The 16999-nt window shown below is 49.3% G+C and carries 3 protein-coding genes; 2 read left to right on the top strand and 1 reads right to left on the bottom strand.

Annotated features, from left to right (window positions below):
- Positions 1-165: 165 nt before the first annotated feature.
- Positions 166-591, top strand: coding sequence for a hypothetical protein (locus tag H6F72_RS21885; protein ID WP_190440805.1), 426 nt, complete (start codon positions 166-168; stop codon positions 589-591).
- A 107-nt stretch (positions 592-698) separates the two neighbouring features.
- On the opposite strand, the gene H6F72_RS21880 is transcribed toward H6F72_RS21885, so the two are convergent.
- Positions 699-953: a hypothetical protein gene (locus tag H6F72_RS21880; RefSeq protein ID WP_206755456.1), complete on the bottom strand. Its 255-nt coding sequence runs from the start codon at positions 951-953 to the stop codon at positions 699-701.
- A 512-nt stretch (positions 954-1465) separates the two neighbouring features.
- Between H6F72_RS21880 and H6F72_RS21875 the strand changes: the two genes are divergently transcribed.
- A complete protein-coding gene (locus tag H6F72_RS21875; protein WP_190440801.1) occupies positions 1466-16786 on the top strand; it encodes a phage tail tape measure protein in 15321 nt (5106 codons plus the stop codon).
- Positions 16787-16999: the final 213 nt, after the last annotated feature.

The following is a 16999-nucleotide window of genomic DNA, read 5'->3' as shown; positions in this document are numbered from 1 at the left end:
CCACCTGACCCTCAACCTGCCATTGCTTCCAAGCGCCAATACGATGAGTCCCTAAAGCGTGAATTCATTGTCCTTAGCCATATCCCAGCTTCTTAGTTTTGTCAGTCAAGCAGAGGATGTAACTCCAGAAATGTTATTTTTGTCGGGTTTCCCTTAGAAAATGGGGTGCCTCAAAAAGACGGTTACTGGCGTAATTTAGTTCAGATTGATGATGAGTGTTTCTTTAACTTTAGGTTGCAAGTTAATCTTCATGGTGCAAACGAAAGTTTTGTTGGCTTCAACGTAAATAATTGTGGACAGAGTTTCTTGAATAGAAATTTGGTGCCTCCACTAGGCTTGATTTTTGCTCTTGGCGTGAAACATCAGTCAGAAAAATGTGCTGTTAAATTTCTGAGTTCTCCAAAACATCCTTCCGAGAAGGAGTTCACTATTAATCTCGAAGGAACAGAGCCATTCTCTGAAATCTTTGAGTTTCTTTATGAAGATATGAAAAAAGCTATGGAGTTTGGACTGGAGGGGAGAATTGATCGACTAAAAAGTCAGGAATATGAGGCCGAAAAACGGCTTGGATTTTCTGTGCCGACTAGTTAATTGGAGTATTAATGTTGATCGGAGCGATCAATCCTCTTAATTTCCGCTAACCACTTCGCTCTCCGTGACTTGCGAACCGGGACTGTCTCTAGTTCCAGGCCAAAAAGCTACAAGCCTTTCTCTTTTAACTGGTCATGCAATTCAGCAATATTTTGAGTTACTTGGTGCATGTTTTCTGCTGCCACAGAGGAGGCTTTTGCAAAATTCTGAGCTACCTCTGAAAGATGCTGAATCGCTGGGCTCATTTGTCGAGCGATTCCAGCGATCGCTTGCGCCACTGAGTTCAAGCTAGAGCTAGTTGCCATTGCCGCTTCGTGGATGGAAATGTTTAAAGCCTCACTGACGGGAACAGGGATAGGCATAACATCATGTGGGGATTGGAAGGCCCACCACACGTCATCTCTTTTTACTGGCTCCGTCCACCCATGCTTATCGCACCAATTCAAAATTAAGGAGTCAATTTGCTCATTCATACGGCACTGCTGAGGCTACTAGAGACAATTTAGCTTCTCTCCTCCATAGCCGTTACTTTATGCCAAAGGTTATAACTAGTTATAATGGAAGGAATAATTCGAATAAGTAAATCTTTGACGCATTGCAGTAACACGCAATTACTCACCCCCTCCTAGTAAGGCTTTTAAGGTGGGGGTGGACTAAGTTTTTAAATTTACTGGACTAAATTTGTTAAAGTTTCGACATATTTGAAAATTTTAATTTCAAAATATTTTCCTAATTATAGTAACACTTTGATTAAAGGTGAACCTTCTGTTAAAGTTTCTCTAGGTCATTGACCTCTAACGTCTGAAAAAGCAATTGGCAACCCTGAAGAGAGCGCCCGCCCGGAGCGCTCTCTTTGTTTTTGGGAGAGTAGCAGGTGGACGGCATCGACCGCTACGCGCTTTCAGCGCAATTTTCGTTTGGGGTATCGGGCAATGCTTTTGCTTCGATGTCTCAAGTACAAAAACAGCTTGGTGGGATTATTCAATCGGTCCACCAAGCTAGTAGCGCTGTACGGAAATCTGGACTCGGTCGAGAACTGCAAGCGATCGCGAGCCATACTCGAGTAAGTATGGGAACGGTCTCCCAACAGACCCGCAATCTCAAAGATGTTGTTGCAAAACAGATCTCTGCACTCAAGCAAGAATTTCGAGCCCTCAGGGCTGAGAGCCGCAACATCGACTTTGGCAACCTGCATGACGACAAACAGTTTCGCTCTGCATCTCAGCAGGTTCATCAGTACATCAATGCTCTCAAATCGCTAGAGCAGCAGGTTGAAAAAGATACAGCCGCAGGCCGGGAGTTTGCAGCTCAACTTAAGACTCAGCAAACTGCTGTTCGTAATCGAGTTGATATTGCTGAGCAACAGCGTCGGAGTGCGATCGCCTCGGAAAGGCGGGGCCGCGCTCAAGGAACGGCTGCTAGCTCTGTCGCCGCTGCTATCCCTCTGCTCTCTATTGGCAAGGAATCCATCAAAGTTCTCACTGGCTTTGATGATCAGATGTCCCAGGTTAAGGCTGTTAGTGGGGCGACGAATAAAGAACTTGCTCAAATTCGTCAAAAGGCTAAAGACCTTGGGGCTCAAACTCGTTTTAGCGCTTCCAATGCTGCCGCTGGTTTTGTCCTTTTGGGGCAAGCGGGTTATGCCGTTGATAAACAACTTGCTGCGATCGATGGCACCCTCAATCTCGCTGCTGCTGGTAGCCTGGAACTCGCACGAGCTACAGATATCACTGTTTCAGTTCTGGGAGGATTTCAGTTAGGAGCGGATAAAGCAATTCACGCAGCGGATGTCCTCGCTTTGACGGCGAACCAAGCCAACCTGGATGTGAGTGACTTAGGGGAATCTCTCAAATTTGCGGGACCTCCGGCTAAGGCTTTTGGGGCAACGTTAGAACAAACCTCTGCTCTGCTCGGTGTCTTGAGCAATGCAGGGATTCGCGGGTCCGAAGCAGGAACAGCACTACGAGCCATGTTTCTCCGCCTTGCGGCTCCCACTGGCATGGCTAAAACGGCAATGAAGGGTTTGGGCGTCAGCATTGCGGATGCCAGTGGCAATATCAAACCGATTGACCAGATTCTTGGAGAACTGCAATCTAGCCTCAGTACTTTGGGAGCAGCCGACCAGCTCAAAGCAATCAAGACCATCTTTGGTACAGAGGCAACGCCGGCAGTCCAGACCCTACTGTCCAACATCAAAGGAATTCAGGATCTAACCGCTGCTAACCTCACGGCAGCGGGGGCAGCGCAGAAGGCAGCCAAGATCATGGAGGACAACATCGGTGGCTCCTTCCGCAACTTCCAGTCAGCCGCTGAGGGCGTGCTGATTGAAATTGGTGAGGTGCTAGCCCCGACGGTTATTAAGGTAACCAACGCTCTCTCTGGCTTGATGACGAAGTTTATTCAACTGCCTCAGCCAATTAAGGCAGCCATCATTATTACAGGAGCTTTGACAGCTGCTGCATTAACTTTAACGGCGGTTATTGCTGCTGGTGCTGCGGCTTTCTTTGGGCTCGAAACTGCGATCGCTACCTCTAATGTTGCAGCAGTTGCAATGACAAGAGGTTTGCTGCCGCTCACAGGATTCTTTGAAACTGCGATCGCTGCATTTGGCACCCAAGGATTGACAGGGGTCCTGGGAATGATGGGATCTCAGTTAGCTGCTGTGCTCGCGCCGCTCAGTGCACTAAGTATTGCACTTGCCAGCCTATATGTCTTGCTCGAACTAGCAACACCCAAGATCAGCATTTTAGGAACTGTGATTGGTGGGTTGGCGGCTCCTTTTGCTTTCGTCTATGGCCTGCTCAAAGGTTTTACCGTCGGCATTGCTAGAGCATTTCAGCCTTTCGGTGAAGTAATCGGCCAGACCCTCACAGTACCTTTTCATGAGTTGGGTGAGGCGATCGCCCAAGTCCAGCAGATCTGGCAGCATTTTGCTGGGCAAGGAGAACAGATGGGCTTGGCGTTAGCCAATGCTCTGACGTTGCCGCTCCACAAAGGCATGAATTTGGTTTTGGGAACTTGGCAAGCTACTGTCGGCAAACTCATTGCCTTCCTGCAACCACTGACCACAGCCGCTCGTCAAGTTGGCGGGTTCCTGGTCTCAGCTTTAGCGGAAAATTCACCAGGTACTACATTCCAAATTCGTCAGAAGTGGGAAGAAACTGTTGGATTTGTCTTGGGGAAGCTTGACTACTTAGTTGCTGGCGCACAGTGGGTTGGCAGCAAACTACAACAGGTTTTTGGCGCGGCTGCCCAAGGGATTCAATCTCACTGGAGCGGTGTCCTATCAATCCTCACGAATGTGGGTGAGGTTATCCTTCACCTTACCCGCACTGTACTATTGAGTGCAGCTGTGCAGAAGATCCTGCCCAAGTTTAGTGATGGCTTACGAAGTAGTGGTAAGGGTTCTTTTTATAGTTCTCAAAAAATTGGCAATCGCATAGCTCAACTTCTGAGTGAGGCATTGGCCTTCTCGTTTGAGCAGGATGTTGGGACATTCGGCCTATCCAAACTCTTAACAGCTAAGGTTTTAGGCTTTTCCGAATTAGTCGAAGACTTGTTGCGAAACAAATTTACTCAACCAGTGGGACGGTTCTTAAAATCCTTTTTGGCTCCTTGGTTGCGTAGTGCTTTGATGGCAGCCATACCAAGTGATTTGGGTCGATCAATCTCCCAAATCTTGGAACAGATCATTCTCAATCCCAGAGAATTGCCACAGATAGGACCAAAGTTCTTTGCTCCTGTGCTCGACTTCTTTGGCCTCATTGCTCGACAGCGGTTTGATAATCTAGTGCCCTTGGTGAAAGGGTTGCAAGCGATCGCTCAGCAGGTCCGCCCCGTCTTTATTCTTCTGGAAGAAACATTCCCCGTCGCTCTATTTACCAGAATTGCTTTGCTGGGAGGCGCATTTGCTCGACTAGCTCCAGTGCTTGCGCCCCTACTGCCTGTACTAGCGCAGACATCAACGTTACTGGGGAGCATCTTTTGGTGGGTGGGAGCTGCTCTTGTCTTGGTTGATTTATTTAAGACGTTGCGAGTTGTTCTGGCTGAGCCACTAGCTGCTGCCTTACGAGGCTTGATTGATCTGGGTGAACAACTGATAGGAGGTTTGAAGTTAGGGTTACAAGTTCTAACAAGAACCCTAGTGACGTCTTTGGTGCAGATGATGACAGATGCAGGGTTTGCTGTTCAAGGTGCTTGGCATCAAGCGATCGCTGCTATTTCTCTCAGTATTACTAGCCTGATTCCACTTGCCTCAAGCGTAGCCACTCAGATTATTGGATATCTCAACCATAGTGCGTCAGAGCAAACAACTTCAGCCTGGGTCATCGCTAGAGAGTCGATTCAGGCTCAGCTTGCAGCCTTGGTTCATTCAGCTAGACAGACAGGAACGGAGATCTACAATGCCTTTGCCAGCCTAACGCCTGAGAATCTTTGGCAGAGTTTCAACCAAGGAGCTCAAGTTGCTTTTGCTAATTTAGGGCAGATTGTTCAGCAGTCCGTTGCCCAGGCACAAGAGGCATTGATCAGCATCACTTCATTCAATCCCATTGAGGCCCTGAATCATTCCCTGGCTGGGCTCCTCCGTAACTTTGTTGGCAACCTCAATGCTCTCAGTGCTGGCCTGTTGTTCGTCTCTGTTGCTTTCCTGCAACCCTTAGCGGTTGAATTGCCACTGGTTCTACAACCTCTCGTGCGGTCACTGCCTGCCATTATTGCTGCTCTCACTGGTTTGAATCTGCTGGATTTTGGAACAGACTTTCCTCTACATTCACAGCTCAATGCTTTACTGAGCCAGATTGATGACACCACACTGGCATTAATCAATTTAGCGGCCACCGCTTACACCGCTTTTGCAGTTGGTCCATTGGTGATGCAAATTCGTCGCGGGTTAACACCGGCGCTGCAAGCAACCTATCGTGTCGTACAGAGCATTAGGCAGGGAATTGTTGCACTTGGCGGGATACTGCCCTATCTCAAATTTCAGATCCAGCAACTGTCAGGCTTACTAACAGGTTTTTACACCAGCCAACTAGAACCTATCATTGGTCCTTTTGTACGGGGGTTACGTACTGTCTACGCTCTAACCCAGGCCGTTGTAACCCAGTTTCTAAACTTACCTGGAGTTCGACAGGTTGTTCAATCTTTGGTCACATCTGCCAAAGCATTTGGTCGGTTAATCACCCCAACTCTACAAGCTCTAGCTCAGTGGTTCAAAACCACACTCATTCCCACCATTAGTCCCTTCATTACCTGGTTATCCCTCCAAATCACTTTACTAATTAGGCAAATTGGACAGGCTGCTCAGGCTTTTGCTCAATCCCCTCTGGGTCAGGTTGTAATCAAAGGGGGTATTCAAGCAGGGGCTCAAGCACTAGCCACTGGTAAGGCCGTTGCTCAAGCTGGTGCAAAAGCGGGGACCGGAATTGTTCAAACCGGAGCAGCGATCGCCCGCAAGACAATGGAAGCTTATACCCTCGGCAAGCAAGTGGGGCAACAGGTGCAGCAGGCTATCAACGCACTCGTTCCCTATCTCAAGGACATGAGTCATCAGTTGGAGTTGATGGTCCGCAATACAGCTGGTACCTTGTCAAGTTTCAGTACCCGCCCTGGCTTCGAGCGTAGAAATCTCAAATACCTAGGAGTTCCTGAGCAGATTCGTCGCAATGCGATTACACCTGCGGAATTTCTCCCTGGTATTAAAGTTAGGGAGATTCGTCGAGATAAGTTCGCTCAGGGCTTGATGGCTGATCCCTTCTGGAAAGCGCGGGAGGGCACTGACCTATTCAATGAGAAGGTCAATGCCCTTACTCAAAGCTTTTCCGGTTTCCGGGGTGCGTTCAATGTCTTCAAGACTTTACCAATGCTTTTCACTCGTCCAGCCTTAGCAGTCAGCATCTTGGCGGCTCAATTGGAAGTAGTGCTAGGTGCAATGGCATTGATCGGGGTGGCAGTCTTTGTTGCCTCTCAGATGTATCCTAAGACCTTTGAACGGATTGGCCATGTGATAACCAATTGGGTCATTCCTGCCTTGGCAGGCTTCATAGAATTCCTCGTCAAGGTCATTCCTCCTGCACTCATTGGCCTGACTCGGTTGATTGATCAGATGGGAGGTGTGCTCAAGTTCACCTTCTTCGACATCCCAGCTGGTGGTGTTGTTGTGATGCTGAGCGCTATAGATGTTGCCTTATCTGCTTTGTGGGGTTTTACGCAAGCGGTTAAGTTAACAGCTCGGTTAATCCGAGAGTTGCTTGTGCCGTTACTTCAAGCCGTTGTGGCTGCTTGGCGCGGGGATTTTCGGCCCTTACAGGCGATCGCCATTAACTTGTCGGATTTCTTGCAGGCGATTGCTATTAATATTCGGACGGCCCTGACCAATGGGTTCATCAACGTCTTGCAGACTGCTCAAATCCAATGGACTCGTTTCACCGATTCCATCCAGCGGAACGAACGCCGCATCCGAACTGTTGCGGGTTCAGTTTTGCTCGTGGGCGGTGGGATTGCAGCATTGACTACCCTATTGATAGCAATGGCTAATCCCGTTGCTGGAATTGGTCTATTGATCTCCGCGATCGCCTCGATTCTTACAACAGGATTGGGAGCAGCAATTCTCCCTGGTAAACGGCTGCAAGACAAATTGCAAGCCATTCAAGTGACCACGGCTCGTACCGTTGAATCCAGCAAACATGCAGTCGCTGATTTAGGAGGAACTGTTGTTTCAACTGCAAAAACAACTGGCACTTGGCTACTTAACTTAGTAAAAGTGGCAGGCATTGCAGCAGCATCTCTGGCAGGACTCTACACAGGCTTTGTTCTAGTGGTGGGTGGGTTGAATCCTCTAGTGGCAGGCATAGTTCTGCTTGGAGGGCTCTTACCATTGATCCTCACAGGAGGAGTTGAGGCTTTTGCTGATCAAGTACTTGCTGTACTCAACCCAATTATTGATACGGTTCGAAGCTTTCGACAGAACCTAATCAGTACCATACTGGCTCCCTTTAACCTCGATCCCTACTTCCAGCAAGGAGCAAATTTTCTATCTAGCATTTTTGACAGCTTGAAGAAATTTTTGCCCTTTTTGCTGTTAGGGATGACTTTGTTTAATGGCTTGTTCAAAACCAGTGGCAATTGGGGTCAAGCTTTCCTCTCATCAGTTCAGCAAGTCGGAGCTGGCATATTCAAGTTCCTGATTCAGCCTGTTTTTCAGTTAATCAAAGCATTAGCTAACTTATCCTTTATCAGTGGTCGCAAGAGCCGAGAAGCAGTTCAAAGCTTTGAAGTTCAAACTGGAGCTTTAGCAGCAACCACACAAGTGCGCGGAGGGTTACTCGCTCGGACTCCGCTTGGTCTTGGAGCTGAGGATGTAGAAGCAGTGCAAGCCCAAGTGGCAGAACGACGGCAGATCATGCAATTCCGTCAGCTAGCCAAGGCTGATCGAAGATTTATGGTTCAAGCTGAGAAGAAATATCTCCTGGCTGCTGCTCGTGACATTCAAGATCCAGAAGCCAGGGCTGATTATTCCCAGCGCGAAATAGATCAGTTAGAGCACCTTGTAACTTTTAGACCGAAGCAGCGGTTATTTGGGTTACTTCCTCAAAAACAAACTGCTGCTTTAACTGATGCTGGGCAGTCCTACCTCAAGCGTTTTGAAAAACAATTGATGGAGGGAAAGGCTCGGCCTGCACTCAGTGGAGATGGTTACAGCGGTTTAGCTTCCAGCCGATTGCAGACCCTTGCAGAGCGATCGGGGTTACATCAACCAGGGGCAGCAGAATTTAGCTCTGACAGCTTGCGTAGTTTGGCATTTGGCCGCAAGGGTTTGGAAGAATATCTCGGGGGCAAGATTCAGCGAATCTATGCTGAGCGAGTTGAAATTGTCACTTCTAACATGCAGGTAGGAGGAGGAACGAACACTCTTGCTCCTGCATCTACGATGGCGGCTCAGAGCATGGGCCAGCGACGGCAGGGATTTCCGATGACACCTAGCCGCTACAGTTATGAACCGATCGCGAGATCAGATGTAGACCGGTTGTACCAAAGCGCTAAAACTCAGAATAACTATCGCTCTCTAGGAGAAGCCAAAACTAAGCAGACGTTGGAAAAGGCTTATACAGCTCAAAACCTAGGTGCACTCTCTGATACAGACTTGAATTCTCTAGGTAGAGTTCTCGGTTTCCGTCCTGATGACTTTGCCCCTGATCAAATTGCCAAGAAAAGTGAGGGCCAGTTCAATAAAGTTCGGCAGCTAGAGCGCACTTTACTCGAAGCTAAAATCCTTTCAGCCACCGGCGCTGCCCCCAGTGAGTTAATTGGAGACTTCAAGTCTGCTGCTCAACTCAAAACGATGATGTCTCAGACGAGCGACATCAAGCAGTACATGAGAGCACTGGGCGTTTCTGAAGAGAGAATGACGGAGCACTTCCAACGCTATAACGCTGCGACTTCAGGGATTAAGGGTAGTGGGTCTAAGAGACCTGCATTTGAAAAGCATGTAGTTCAGCCCATTTTGGAACGACAGATTGAGCTGTTGACGCAAGAATCAATCATTCGCTCAGATTTTGCTCTGCCAACAAACATTGAGCGCACAACGCTAGAGCAGGAATTACTTGGACGTTTCACCTCTAGGGGTGAGTTAGAGCGACTGAAGCCCGATCAGCTCCGCAACATTGGCAAAATGTTGGGCACTCAAAGCGCAATGGTAGGAACGTTTAGTCGTGACCCGGTGCGACAGAAACAAGAGTTAGTTCAGGAGATCTATGAAACGCTCCGAGCCTACAGCTACAAATTGGAGCAGGAGAGTACTGGCAAACGCATAGGGCCTCAAGCGATCGAAGCTATTCGGATTACTGGCTCTTTACCAGTGTTGAAGACACAAGGATCAATGTCGGGAGTGGCTCAAGTATCAGCAAGTATGCAAGCTCGCTACGATGCCATTCAATCAGAAATTCAGGAGGTACAGAAGGCCATTACCGCCGCAGAGACTGAGTACAACCGCATTCAAAATCAGCTTGCTAATCTGAGCCAGATGCGGGCAGCTGAGCAGCGAGACATTGATGTGGTTGCCATTGAGCTGCAAGGTCTTCTACAGGACCAGCAGAACATTATGATTAACAAGCGCGGAGAGATGGCGATGCTGCGTCGCCAAGCAGATCAGACATCCGCTCAACTCCCTTTGCCGGAGGGCCTCAATCCAGAGTTAATTAGAAATCGACTCAATCTGATTGCTCAGCTAGGACAACAAAAATCACCTAGTAGTAACGTCAGAGTAGCGGACACGGGTCAAGATTTGGCTGGTTTTTTCCCTGTTCTCAGAGCTCTCAACGTTGCTGGCTTACGGAGCGATGCTGAAATTGAGTCGAGTCCGTATGTAGGTTCCCTGAAACGAGGGCGTTTAGAGGAAGTTGACCCTCTCATTGTTAAACAACTGGCTTCGTACTTAGGTGTTACTTCGACTGAGCTTTATGCAGGTCGGCAGTTCAACTCTCAGGAACGGCTTGCTTTATCACAATCCCGTGTCTCGGTTCTTGAAAGCCTAGGCGCAGAATCTGCAAAGCGGAGGGGGTTGCGTGGAGTAGAGGCTAGGCAAGCGGGGTCTATTCAAGGAATTGCTCAGCAGGCTGGTCTCAAGCAAAGTGAGTTACAGGGAATTCTTACTGGCGAGGGAGATTACCGAGCGATCAAAGCAGTTGCTGATGCTTTGGAAATGAGCCAAACCGAGTTGGAAAGCCAGTTAACTGGAACGGTTAGCGTGTTTGCTAAACGCCAGCAGTTGGGATGGAAGGAACGAATGCAAAAGTTTCTTCAATCACCAACTAGTTTCTTGCCCGGTCCAGCGCAAGGGGCTCTCTATAAAGGGGCAATGCAAACTAAACTTCAGGCCGTCGCAGCTGAAGAGCAGCGCCAAGCTCAGTTCCGCCAGCAACGACTGACTGCATTTAGCGCCATCACTGACAAAGTTGAGCTATCCACAGGGGCCAAAGGTAATGCGGCGATCGCTCAGCTCTTAGGGCAAATGGGAGGAGGGTTAAACCTCAGAGATATTGAAGACTTCTTATCGACTGGCAAATTCGTTGCAGCAGATCAGTTTAGCGCTGATCAGAAAATGGCTAGTTTCAAGCAGTTGGGTGATCGCTTGACAGCTGGCTTTAAAGCTCAAGGTCTGCAAGCTCAGATTGACCTCACTCAACTCGAAAGTTTTGATGTTGCCGATCTTAACCCTCCCACTGAAGCAGCAAGCGGGGTAATAGGTCGCATCAAGCAGATGTTCCAGCGGACCACAGCAACCTTGCAGCGATCGCGTCAGCAAGTTGATCAGAGTGCTGCAACGGCACAGACCCAAACGCAACGGCAGGTCCAGCAACAAGCTAGTTTACTCAACTCTCTAGCAAACAAGCCTGTTTTAGGTCGGTTGGTACAACTTTACCGAGACTACAAGGTTAAAGAGCAAAACAGCCTCCAGTACCTGCTGCGGCAAAATCAGATGTCTTTGGATCAACTACAAGTTTATCTAGTAGACATTATGGGAGTGCCATTTGAGGAGTTTGCTAAGTTCCTACGTGGGCAAAAAGTTGGCACTGACAGTCTCAAGAAAATGCAAACTTTGTTTGCCAACAGTCCTCAACTGAGAGCCTATGAATCCCAAATCGAAGCAATTCGGCAACAAGAAGCGGAGCAAGTTAAAACCCTCAACACCGACCAAGTCAAAGCACTGCGGGAGGCTAATCAGAAGCGAATTGCCCAAATCGAAGAACAATTTCTGCGTGGGTTCTTTGATAGCAAACAATTTAGTGTAGGACCTCTCCCAAGCTTAGGCGGCTACATACTGAAGCGGTTGGTTAAAGAAGATGCTCCCAAGCTGGCCCGACAAGCTATTACTCTGATCTGGGGTAGTATCTCGGCTGCTTCCATTCACACCGTTACCGCGATCGCACCTTCGATTCTCAGTAGCAGTTTCACGTTGGGGGTCAGAATTGCCGGGGCTGCTCTTAAAACCTTGGGTGATCCCATTTACCGCCGCTATTTTCCTAATCTCTTTCGACAGCTCTCTAGCACAACTAATCAGGTGGTGGGTGGTGCAGCATTACGCCTGACTGCAATCCGGCGCTTATTTCCGGAGAGCCAATTACTCAAGCAGTTGCAGGAGCGATTGCTGCAATTTAGTGATTCCCTAGCAAATTACTTTGTTCGACAAGCCGAAACTGCTGAGGCTGCGAGAGATGCTGTTAACAGCGGTCAGAAGCAAGGATTCTGGAGAGCTAGTTTTATTGCGTTGCAGCGGGTTGGCAGCAGTCTGGTAGACTTTGTGACAACTTTGCCGACGCAATTTGAGCAAGCAAAAGCTCAGGCTTTTAGTCGAGTTCGCAGCCTATTTAGTATTGCTAGAGGCATCTTCGACAAGATTGTGTCTGGCGTTAAAACCTTTTTCACTTTTGTTGAGGAGGGGTTCCAGGGCAGATACCGCCGCACCCCAACTTTTGGATTGAGAGAAACTGGACGCTATACAGGCACGGGAGCACCTCCTACAAGTGGAGGAATGTTGCAGGATGCCCATGGACGATTTGTGAGCCGACGGCGAGGAGTGGTTGAACGGCAGGCGGATGAAAGTAGCGATCGCAACCGCTTGTTGATGGCGCAATCTGGAACACTACGACCGGCCTCTGGCTCGATTAAAATTCCAGTCCTATTACGATCCCTAGTTCAGGGGGCTCAACGCCTTTCTAGCAATCCTCCCGTAAATTCAGTTACCCCAGAACTAAATTCACGGGAGTTAATCAAGCAACGGCGACTAGTTCGCTTAAGGGATCGCCGGATAGGCGAGAGGTTTGCTGCGTTTGGTGGGTATCTCGAATCGGCAGCTACCAAAGTTAGAAATCTTGGGGTAACTAAAGCGGGGGCTCTGTTTGGTAGAGCTGGTGCACCAAAAGTTGAGACAACGTTTGTACGGAAAGCCAGGCGCTATGACCCTGCTACCTATGAAGCCAGTTTGCAACGACGCCCACCAGCTGAAGGCAAACTTTTAGATACCTCAACCAATTTGGAAACAGGTCGAACTTATGAGCGGATGCTGACATTCTCATTTGGTCAGCAAATCTATCGCAGTTTGGCAAAAGCAACGCGCTCCACAACCGAGCGAATGGCTAACTACTTTGTGGCGGCGGCCCAAAGAAGTCGCACCGCCTGGCAGGAATCTGGTCAGCAAATTGCAGGACGTACTTGGTTGAACCTAGCTCAGCGGGCCTTGATCACAGGCTTAAAGATCACAGGCTTCTTATCTGAACGATCGCCGGGTCCTTCCTACCAAGTTCGGCAAAACTGGGCGCATACTGCTGACTCTGTAGAGCAGAACATGTACGAGATGGCGGCAACGGCTCAGGTGGCGGGGCATCAAATAGAAAACTCGGTTGGCAAGCCTGGTTTCTTCCGGCGTGTCATTGGTTCATTTGGCAAAATCGGTCAAGCTGGAATGGCCGTTGGTGGTGCGATCGGCACTGCGGGTATGGCAGCTCAAACTATCACCTTCTCTCTCGGTAACCTAGGAATCATTTCAGAGAAGAATGCGGCTCAGCTCAACAAGTTATTTGAAGTCTTCACTGTGCTGGGAACGGTGGGTGGTTTAGTCTCCCCCATCCTGGGTGCCGTTTTCAGTGTGTTGGGTGCAGGAGCTTCAATCATCAGTACGGTGATTAGTGGAGCGATCGCCCTTGTCCCAGCAATCATAGGAGTTGGCGGAGCTGTCTTTACTTTTCTAATATCACCCATCGGTTTGGCCGTAGCAGCAGTTTTGGGTGGGTTAGCCCTGATCCATTTAGGGTTGAAGCAGTTCTTTAGTATTGATCTTCTCGCACCTGTTGTAAGTTGGTTTGCTCAGCTCAGTCGAGCTGTGACAAGTCACGTAGAGCAGACTTTCCAAAGTGCGATCGCTCGCATTGAGCAAGCATGGCAAGGAATGGTGGCACGATTCTGGCCCCTGTTACAACCCATTGTTCAGCCTGCGATTGACATCGCCCAACAACTCGTTCGTACTTTAAATTGCAGTCCGACGGAGACAATTCCCCTTGCCTGGGAAGGAGCTGTAGCCAGGATTAAGGATGCCTTGCTTAATCTCCCGATTGTCGGTGATTTAGTGAGTGGCAAACTAACCCAAATCTTTGCACCAGAAGGAATCTTGGGAGGAATTTCTAAAGCCCTGAAAACGGTAATGCCAGCGACATCAGCAACTCAACCTGTTTCTAAAGCAGTTAAGGCGATGCCACTGGCAACGAGTAAGGCGGCAGGATGGTGGGGGCACGTATCGGGTATGTTCAAACCGAAGCCACTAACTTCCGCAGCTACAGTAGAACAATCGCTAGAGCCAGTGCTATTGGATATGACTCAAGCGTTGCAGCGGGCCTATGACCAAGCTCAGGCAGCCGGAGCTTCTCCAGAAACACTGAAAGCAATCCGCGCAATTCAGCAAAGCAGTTTTTCAGGACCCACAGGACAAAACCTGCTGGCAGCAGAACAACTCGCCGCTCTAGAGTCCGGCAAATCGGGGGCAGAGGCGGCAAAGTATGTGCAAGCAGGCCTGACAACTCAAAATCTCATGAGCCATGCTGCTGGAGTTGGAGAAGGATTACCAATCGCTGCTCAAGTCCAAACTCAACTGCAAGCCGCTCAACAGCAAATGGGCATTGCAATGACTAATCTGGGCGATGAATGGGGCGATCGTTGGAGTTTGTTAGAGCGAACCGGGGGAATGGAGGTTGGCGCTCTCTTCGCTCCAGGGATGGATCAAGTTCAGAGTCAGTTACACGTTCTAGGCGGTGACTTCATTGACTTTGGCAAACGGGCAGGAACCGCACTGCTGCACCTGGATTTCAATGCTTTAGGTGAGGCGACCAAAGACTTCGGTGGCAACTTCCTCTATGCCAGCAAACAGATTCTAGACGGGTTTGGCAGCATGAGCCTGAGTGCGATTGCCTTTGGGGTGTGGTCACTCACCTCGCTCAGTCCTGTGGTTTTGGTTCTGGGAGGAATCGCATTAGCAACGGTTGGGATTGCCACCAACTTCTTAGGACTGCGAAATATTCTGTTTGGTGGCTTAAAACTCATCGTTGGATTACTGCAAGCGGTTACATCTCTGATTCGTGGCATGGTTCAGATTCTCAGTGGACTCAGCACGATGGTGAGTGGACTGTTTGCCGCCCTGCGCGGAGACTTCTCCCAGCTCTATGAGGGGGCCAGATTAGTTCTGACAGGCATTCAAACGATCGCCAATGGGGTCTCTCAGGGATTGAGAACCGCCCTCGGAGGTGCTCTACAAATGTTGAAGGGCTTATTTCAGGGGTTGGGTCAGATTGCCAAATTTATCCTCAACGCGATCGGCTTTAGTGCTGCCTCGGTGCGATCGCAGTTCCAGCGAATTAACAACGGGGTAAGGATTCTCGGCAATGCCCTAATTATGGCGATCGCCAAACCTCAGCAAGCTTGGCAAGGATTCTTGAATTTACTCGAGCAAATCAGAGCCAAGGTGCAAGGGGTTACGAATGCGGTTAGTGGTTCTGCTGCGGGTCGCATGGTGCAAGCGGTCAAATTGAGGGCCACGGGCAAGGCAAGCTCAATGAATGCCGCTCGCGAAATGGTGGATTTTGACCAGCGGTTGAAGGGCAATGAACCGGGCTTATCCGTCGGTGACCATGCAGTTCTCGCTCAGCAAAAGGTAGGTGGATTCTTCGGTCGGCTCTTTAACCGCACTGCTGCACCTGCAACGCCTGTATCTGATGTGGCGCGACAACCTGTACAGACCTCAACCCAAAATGGAATACGGCCCTTTTTACGGCCCCAAACCAAACCTACGGGAGCCAATGTCAGGGAGACTATCAGCAGCACAAGTGACGTGCTCTTTACCTTGAGCGGGGCACTGTCGGTATTTGCCCCGACGATCGCAGCACCTCTTTTAGCAGTCTCCTCCTTGGTTGATGGGTTGATGGGTTTGGGTGAGGTTAGCAAGGCCCTGCCAGGTTTACTTCAAACGCTGAAGCCTATCTTTATTGGTATGTGGGCATCAATTCAATCGATGCTGGCTGGATTAATGACTGCTTTAGCACCGGTGCTACCTTTTATTCTGGCGGTCGCCGCTGCCGCCGCACTGCTCTACTTTGCCTTCAAGACCAACTTTTTGGGCATCAACAATTTGGTGCAAGGAATAACAGATAGCTTCAAGTTGCTCTGGAACCTGCTAGTTGAGGGAGTTGGTCAAAGTATCAGCGGTGTGTTCACTGCCTTGCACGTAGAGCTAAGTAGTTTATGGGGTCAGCTAAAACAATTGGGGGCAATTTTTCTGCAACCATTCTTGCCGCTGCTCCAATTGTTTGGTGGTGGAAGTGGTTCTCTGGCTGGAGCTATTCGGCTCTCAGTTAATATCATGCTCCTACCTTTGCGGTTGCTAGCTCAAACCCTAGTCAGTTCCATCAAACTGATTAGCTTCATCGCCCAAGGCATCATTAAGATTGCCCAGATCGCAGCGACCGTGATGCTGGCACCATTCCGACTACAGCAAGCCATCCTTCAAGGAATTCAATTCGTGTTGGGCAATATTTGGCAAGGAATCGTCGCGATCGCCCAAACTGCGGTGAATATTTTGCTCTCTCCCTTTCAATTGATTGGCAGTCTGGTACAGGGGTTGGGTAGTTTGGTCACGAGTGCAGTGCAAACCCTCTGGAACTTAATCCCTGCTCCGATACGCTGGTTGGCAGAGCAGGCGATCGCTGGTGCAGGAATGATGCTCAACGCTGGCAGTAATCAACCACCAACCCCAGTGCAACGGTTTGCCAGCGGTGGTTTAGTGCAAGGGCCAGGGACGAGTACGGGCGATCGCGTTCCGGCACTGATGAGTCCTGGTGAGTATGTGATTAATGCTCAAGCTACTCGACAAAACTATGGCTTTTTAGATGCCATCAACAGTGGATTGGATGTCGAAAGCGCACTCCAACTCATGCCAATCGCGCCACCACCACTGGTCACCGCCGTAACTCCACCTGTTGTAACTTCTTCTGGCCCAGAACTACCCCCAATTCAAATCAACCTCAGCTTTGGTGACATCGTGCTGGGTAAAGCTACCGGAGCTGAGGCTGCAAATGAGTTCTTAGACGCGATCGAACCACAGTTGCAGCGCCGGGTGAGAGAACTATTGCGTGACCTGATTGAGAAGTCTCGCTGACACATTTATTTGATGACGATATTATTAAAGTGTGATTGCTCGAAAATAATTAAGGTTGGGGCTCGGAGTATCCGAGATAAAACATCCGAAACGTGAGTAACAGGAGCCTATGGGCTACGACTGCGATCACAGTAGGAAATAAGGAGCAGTGAATCTTCACCCCGCATGTCTTGCTGATTGACCTAGCAGAGCTGCAAAAGTTGGTCTGAGAGC

Origin of the sequence: Trichocoleus sp. FACHB-46, from assembly GCF_014695385.1 — a bacterium.
In the GTDB taxonomy this organism is placed as follows: domain Bacteria; phylum Cyanobacteriota; class Cyanobacteriia; order FACHB-46; family FACHB-46; genus Trichocoleus.
The sequence above is the reverse complement of the archived record's forward strand: the minus strand, read 5'-3'. Positions and strand labels throughout refer to the sequence as shown.